Below are 7,060 nucleotides of genomic sequence, written 5' to 3'. Positions count from 1 at the left end.
TTGCGTTCCTTTCAACGCTTGTGCTGTTTGGCCCCCTGAACATAGCAATTAGCTCAAACCGTGTGTGAAAACCGTGCCTCTGAAAACAGAAACTGAGTGTAACGAGCCGGACCGAAACGAAACAGGAAAAGATGGAAAAGACGGCTCAACTTAATGCCCGGCGACAGAACAGACCTGCCCAATAAGCATTTTCGCCGTTCAGATTGTTTTAGCTGCAGGAGCAAGCTTTTCGCTGCTTTTTAAGTTCGCCCATTGCTGGGCGAATTTTATGAACACCTTCAGGGTTGGCGTCAAGTGCGCGTTTTTGGGCACGGCAAGTGAAATCCTCCGGGGAACGGTAGGCATGAGCCGGACAATTGACAGGCCTAAATGCAGGTATTTCATGGCCACCTGGGAAGACAACACGGCCACGCCGAGGTTTTCCCGCACCAGGCCCAGGGTGGTGGTTACCTGCGTGCAGTGGTAGAGGACCTCTGGCTCAAAGCCAGCTTTGCGGCAGGCGCCAGCGAAGTTCTTATACAGGCCGGAGGTCGGCGGGACAATAATGAATTTTTCTTTCGACAACTCCCTGAGGTCGATCGCCTGGCGGGTGGCCAACGGGTGCAGGCTGCTGGTCACCAGCACAATCTCGTCATTGATCAGGCGGTGGTAAGTGATGAACGAGTCTGAGTCCATTTCACTTAACAGGGCGGCATCAATCTTCGATTCCTTAAGCAGGTTCAGGAGGTTCTCGCATTCCGCCTCTATTAATTGGAGTTTCACCCGGGGAAAATTGTTCTGAAATGAGGCCAGCAACGATGTGAGCTGGAAGTGGCCTATGACCGGAAACACCCCCAGGTTGATGTTGCCGCGTTCGATGGACAGGTATTCCTGGATGGTCCGCTTGGTCGCATTGATTTCCGCCATGATGCGCTTGGCGTGGAGCACAAACTCGTCCCCGGCCGGCGTGAGATGAACGGTTCGCGTTGTTCTCTCAAACAGTTTTATTCCCAGTTCGTTTTCCAGCTTGCTGATCTGCTGGGAGAGAGAGGACTGGGAAATATTGATTTCTTCCGCCGCCCGGGTAAAACTCTGGTATTGGGCGACCGCCAGGACATATTCAAGCTGGTGCAGTTCCATAACAATCCCTCCACAAAGAATGCTGAAGAACATCAGGGCCAATGCTGGTTTCAACTGCTCTTGCCCGGGGGAAATTACGACAAAGGACCGTATCCATCATCAATAATAATATTAATAAGTATCAATTATAAATACAATAGGAAATATAAATTGCGCCTATTAAATGCAGCGCGTTAAGATTTGATCAAGAAAGCTAATTTCGGGAACAGGCGTTCATCATTCAATGACACATAAACCACTTATCAAAACAATTAGGTTTAAACCGCGAAAGGCTCCGTTTGATGGGCCGGGAGGTGTCTTTCGCTTCCGACACTTGTTTATATCCTAAAACCACGTCTTTCGCTGCGATGGCAAGGTTTGATATAGAGGCGGCAGCGGATTTTTAACAGTCGCCCGCCACGATGGTAAATTATGTTAGATAAAAGAATAGGGGATTTGAATGAGGAAAATTATGGAGCCGGGGCCGGGCTTAAAAGAAGGATGGCAAGATGTAAAGTTCAATGTCCCGAACGTCACTGCCTTTATAACCGGCGTCATTTTCACATTAACGGGAGCGATTATACTGTTTGTGAATGTTGCCGCTTCGGCCAATCTTAATCAACAACAGGCAGCCTCGTGGATAATAAGCGGCGTTGTTCTGGCTGCCATTTCGTCAGGTTTGCTGTGCCTGTATTATAAACAGCCCATAATCATTGCTCCTTCCCTGCCCGCCCTGCTGGTTGTGGGGCCCATGTTCAAACTGTTCTCTGTGCCGGAAATGGTTGCCGGCTATCTCATTGCCGCAGCGATCATCTTTTTGATAGGAGCTGCCGGAGTCGTCGGATTGCTCGGAAAGTACCTTCCGGTTCCGATAATCATGGGAATGATCGCCGGGGTGTTTATGAGCTATGGATTAAGAATTGTGGAAGCCGTTGCAAAAGAGCCGGTGGTGACAGGTTTGACCATTGCCGCGTTTTTGATCACGCCGCTGGTCTCCAAGAGGATTCCCCCCCAGGCTGTTTCGCTGGTTGTGGCCATGATTTTATCCTTCTTGCTGCTCCCTTTGACAATGGAGGTCCAAAACATGTATTTCCATTTTGCCCAGCCGGTATTTGTAGTTCCGCGCTTCAATTACCGGGTTATTCTTGCTGTGAGCATTCCCCTCGTTTTGATGGGGTTGGCCGATACCCTGAAGGGCTACGGTGTGCTTCGCGCCAACGAGTACGATCCTCCTTTGAACACCATAACTTCCGTGGCCGGGCTGGCTTCTTTCCTGGGTGCCTTCAGCCTTTCCCACTGCATTGTGCTGGCCGGGCCGGTTACCGCTATCGTGGGCGGCGCCAGCGCCGGGGAAAAAGAACACCGTTATGCGGCAGGTCTGCTCTTCAGCGCGGCCCTGATTCTTATAGGAATTACATTGGGGGTCATTATGCCGTTTCTGACGGTCTTGCCGGCCGCAATAAGCAATGTTGTGGCGGGATTGGCCATGCTTGGCCTTTTTACCAGTTCTTTGGAAATGGCCTTTGGAGCAAATAAACATCAGCTGGGAGCCTTTACGGCGTTTATTGTCGGGATGTCGAATGTGACCGTTGGGGGCATAGGGGCTCCGGTGTGGGCGATCCTGTTCGGCATACTGGTCTCCGCGGTCAGCGCGCATAAACGCGCATAAGGTTTAGCGCCGTTTGGCCGGGGCCCTTTCAATTACGCAGGTATAAGCCTGACAAGCGACAAACACGGATGCAGGACTGAAAAACACAGGATCAATAAATCAATACTAATAAATTGTATTAGTTCCAACTGCGCCGTTGGGGCGCAATTACGACAAAGGGACCGTATCTCCCATCAATAATGATATTTATAAGTATTAATGATAAATACAATAAGAAATATAAATTGCGCCTATTAATAAAGCGGGTTAAGATTTGATTAAGAAAGCTAAATGCGGGAACGAGCTTCTATCATGTCAATGATACTAAAACACTTCCAAAACAATTAAACTTAACCCGCCAAAGGAGGAGGAGACGTGAAGTACAACTATTCGAAAGGGTCAATGGACAAAGCGGACGGGATTTATTTCCAAAACATGACGGGACATGAGGTAACCGAGAGGCTGAAAAAGAATGACATTATCATCATCCCGGTTGGGAGCACCGAATACCACGGGAAAGGCCAGTGCTACGGGGAGGACACTTTCCTGGTGACCAGGATGGCGGAAATCGTGGCCCGGGAGTGCGGGTGCACTGTTTCTCAGCCGATCTGGTTTGGGTCGCATCCCTGGTGCCAGCTGGGAATGCCGGGAACGATAGTCATCCCCGAGGAGACCTTTGTGGCATATCTGCGGGCAATAATCGCCGGTTACTGGAACGCCGGGTTCCGGAAGCAGATACTCATCAACGGCCATGGACAGGAGTATGTTATCCCCAATGCCATCCAGGAGTTCGGAAAAATATGCCAGGTGCCGGCCGTGCTGGCCTTTGTGAACTGGCCCACGGTCATTGTGCCGTATCTGAAGGACAAGGAGCATGGAGGACCGTTTGAGACTCCGTTCCGGCACGCCGACGAGGTCGAGGCTTCTTACTCCCTAGCCCTTTTCCCGGAGATGAACAAGAAGGAATACATGGAGGACTCCAAGGAACCCAGGGGTTTCTTGCCGGAAGGACACGTCGACAAGGGCGGCGACATTTACCAGTACCCCATTCCCGGACATGGCGCAGTCGGGCTGGGTGGGCTGGAGGTGCTCACTTACCCGCAGGGGGTGATTGGCAAACCTACCCTGGCCGAGGCGAAAAAAGCGGAGCCTGGCCTGGAGGCATTGATCGATTATCTAATTAAACTGCACAACGACATCCTGGAAAAATTCCCGCCGGGCAAACTGCCGGAAGCGCAATACGTCACCGAACAGGAACGGTCCACCATCGAGGCGCTGCTCAAGGGGCCCTTTAACGGCGGCCGGAGCCTGTATTCCTACCGTTACCCCATTTGAGATAAGGGATTGTTCGGGCGGAGGAAGTCATAAAAGGAGGCTCAGGACGAAGGACATGGTTAAAGATAAAGATATAGTTATGAAAGTTATCAATGACCGCAGGAGCATCAGGAATTACACGAAAGACAAGGTCTCGGAGGAGGACCTGCGGTTAATACTGGAGAGCGCAAGGCAGGCCCCATCGGGAGAGAATGCCCAGCCGTGGCGGTTCATAGTTGTAAGGGACGAGAAGAATAAAAAATTTTTATCAGATATTTCCCGGAGGGGCAGCGGCCGCAGGTTCACCGGGGAGTTCATCAGCAAACAGATGCAGGAACGGTTTAAAACGCTGGAGGACGAAGAGAAAAAGCTGGCTGCCTTTAAGAAATTGACATCAGGTGATGTGTCGGCCTTTGTGAACGAGTCGGACGTGATCATAATCGTCATCGGCAAAAAGGATGTATGGGATTTGCCGTTTGACACATCGGCGGCCATCGAGAACATGCTGCTGACCGTGACCGCCCTTGGTCTCGGCGCCTGCTGGCTGATCGCCCCGTGCATCGATGTGCGGGACGAAGCGGTGCTCAACGAGCATTTCAAGATACCGGACGATTATAAAACGATCAGCATTATATCCATAGGACATCCGGCCCGGATACCGAATCCCAGGCCCAGGCTACCCTTGGAGGAACTGGTCTTCAACGAGGAGTTCGGGACGTTTTATTACTCAAAAAACGACGCATAATCGAGGAGAAAGATAAGATGAGCAAACTGGATAAATTTAAAGACACGCTTATTTACGAGGCGCAAAAGGAATTTTACGACGAGCGCGGCAAAGGCGCCCGCTATCGCATGACGCGCGTCGGCGTGAGCTATTTCAAGAGCGAAGTCAAAGACCTTGGCGACCTGGCGGCGGTCGGGAAGTGGTTGAAGGAGAACGGTTTTTGCCGGGAGATTCAAATAAGCGAGGACGGTATAACCCTGGATGCGGCAGTTACGAACTGCTGCCTCCAAAGGATCAGGGACCAGTTCATCGAACAGGGCAGACAGCCGCTAAGCTGCCCCATGGCCAACTTGATTATGCACTGCCTGGAAGTGAGCGGCAGCCTGCCGCCGGAACTCACGCCCATTGAGTTTGAAGGGGATACCTGCAAGATAAAGATGGCCAAAATATATACCTCCGAAGTTGTGAAGGGGTGAGCCGGAACATGGTGGACAAAGTGAGGGACCTTAAAGAGGTGGTAAGCGAGATCCCGGCGGAGGGAGCGGAGATCGCCCTGGGAGGGTTCGCCATTACCAGGTGCCCGATCGCCTTTGCCTGCGAACTGATCCGGCAGAATAAGCGGGAGATGTCCCTGTACGAAATAATCGGGAGCATGGATGCCGATATGCTGGTGGGAGCCGGCGCTGTCAAGAGCCTGTCGTACGGCGGAGGTTCACTGGACAGGTTCGGGCGGTTGGGGCGGATCAACGAAGCCATAGAGAACGGGACAATCGACGTCAAAGAATACAGCGGTCTGGGCCTGACGCTGCGGTTTACCGCCGGGTCAATGGGTATCCCATTCATCCCGACGAAGGCCATGCTTGGTACGGAAATTATACAAAACCTGTTGAAGGCTGAGCCGGCCGTCAAGGTCGGGCAATCGCCGTTTGACGGAGAAAGTTATGTATTCCTGGGAGCGCTGCAGCCGGAATATTCCGTAATTCACTGCCAGTATGCCGACAAAAAAGGGAATGTGGTTACGGAGGGGCCGGTCTGGGACCTGGACCTGGCCAAAGCGGGCCGCAAGTTGATTGTTACCGTGGAAAAGATTGTCTCTACCGAGTACATTAAGAGGTTTCCCGAGAAGGTCATTATCCCCGGCGTTTACACCTACGCGGTGGTCGAGGCGCCTTATGGAGCGTATCCCACCTCGGTCTACAAGTGCTACGACTATGATGCGCGGGCCTTAAAGCTGTATGCCGGGGTAAACACCAACCAGCACGATTTTGACGAGTATTTGTCAAAATATGTACTGGGGACCAAAGACCACAACGAATTTATTGAACAGATGGGCGGCATTGCACGCCTGAACAGCATTACGGCAGACCCGGTATTCGGCTACGCGATGGGGGGCAAGAACGATGGGAGCGATTAGATATTCAACCAATGAATTGATGGCGGTAACAGCTTCCAGGCTGTTGAAGGACGGGCAGAACATCGTGGTGGGGCTGGGGCTGCCGCAGGTGGCGACCTTGCTCGCCCAAAACACGCATGCCCCGAACATAAACATCATTTATGAAATTGGCGTCATAAACCCGGAAGCTGTAGATCCGGGAGTAGGTATCGCTGACCCCAGATTGTGGCACAGGAGCGAGTATTTCACCAGTTTTATAGGCACCCTGGGAGAAATACTGCAAAAGGGATTGGTCGATGTCGGCTTTTTGGGAGGGCTGCAAATCGACCGCTACGGCAACATTAACTCCACTCTGGTCCGCACGGATGGGAAGATGCGCCATTTCACCGGCAGCGGCGGAGCAAGCGACATTGCCACTTTTTCCAGAAACGTGTATGTGATCATCAAACATGAACGGCGAAAAATTGTCGATACACTCGATTATTTGACTACGGCAGGATATTTGCGGGGCCATGAAACCAGACGGGAATGCGGTCTTCCGATGTGCGAAAGCATTAAAGTGATCACCAACCTTTGCGTAATGGGAATAAACCCTGAGGACAAGTCACTGCAGGTTGAGTCAATACATCCGGGCATCAGCGAGGAGGACATTATCAACAGCACGGGTTTCGAGGTAAAGATGAGCCCGGGAACAAAGGTTACCGAACAACCGACGGAGGAAGAACTGCGGCTTTTAAGGGAGCGGATTGATCCGGCGGGGATGTATATAAAATAGATTAATTACGATGTAAGGACAAAGATGAAATGAGGGGAGAAATTATAGATAAAATCACTAGCGTTGCAATAAATTAAAATCTGTTTGTCAACCAACGAATACACGAGA

At 51.5% G+C, this 7,060-nt stretch carries 7 protein-coding genes; 6 read left to right on the top strand and 1 reads right to left on the bottom strand.

Annotated elements, in window-relative coordinates; genetic code table 11:
* Nucleotides 1-198 precede the first annotated feature (198 nt).
* Nucleotides 199-1,119 carry a LysR family transcriptional regulator gene (locus NUV48_15190; GenBank protein MCR4443478.1) on the bottom strand — a complete coding sequence of 307 codons (921 nt, stop codon included), beginning with the start codon at nt 1,117-1,119 and terminating at the stop codon, nt 199-201.
* Between the two features lie 439 nt (nt 1,120-1,558).
* On the opposite strand from NUV48_15190, the gene NUV48_15185 reads away from it, so the two are divergent.
* The 6 genes from NUV48_15185 to NUV48_15160 all read left to right on the top strand — a co-directional run bounded on the left by NUV48_15185 (nt 1,559) and on the right by NUV48_15160 (nt 6,952).
* Entirely contained in the window at nt 1,559-2,767 is a 1,209-nt protein-coding gene (locus NUV48_15185; GenBank protein MCR4443477.1) for a benzoate/H(+) symporter BenE family transporter, read from the top strand.
* Nucleotides 2,768-3,121: 354 nt separating this feature from the next.
* Entirely contained in the window at nt 3,122-4,081 is a 960-nt protein-coding gene (locus NUV48_15180; protein ID MCR4443476.1) for a creatininase family protein, read from the top strand.
* 55 nt (nt 4,082-4,136) lie between these two features.
* Nucleotides 4,137-4,805, top strand: coding sequence for a nitroreductase family protein (locus tag NUV48_15175; GenBank protein MCR4443475.1), 669 nt, complete (start codon nt 4,137-4,139; stop codon nt 4,803-4,805).
* Between the two features lie 17 nt (nt 4,806-4,822).
* Nucleotides 4,823-5,260, top strand: coding sequence for a hypothetical protein (locus NUV48_15170; protein MCR4443474.1), 438 nt, complete (start codon nt 4,823-4,825; stop codon nt 5,258-5,260).
* Nucleotides 5,261-5,268: 8 nt separating this feature from the next.
* The gene (locus tag NUV48_15165; GenBank protein ID MCR4443473.1) at nt 5,269-6,198 is read left to right on the top strand and encodes a hypothetical protein; all 930 of its coding nucleotides are present in this window, start codon (nt 5,269-5,271) and stop codon (nt 6,196-6,198) included.
* On the top strand, nt 6,185-6,952 hold the full coding sequence (locus NUV48_15160) for a hypothetical protein (protein MCR4443472.1): 768 nt from the start codon (nt 6,185-6,187) through the stop codon (nt 6,950-6,952). The genes NUV48_15165 and NUV48_15160 overlap by 14 nt, the downstream gene beginning before the upstream one ends.
* Nucleotides 6,953-7,060: the final 108 nt, after the last annotated feature.

The organism is Peptococcaceae bacterium, from assembly GCA_024655825.1.
In the GTDB taxonomy this organism is placed as follows: Bacteria; Bacillota; Peptococcia; order DRI-13; family PHAD01; genus JANLFJ01.
The sequence above is the reverse complement of the archived record's forward strand: the minus strand, read 5'-3'. Positions and strand labels throughout refer to the sequence as shown.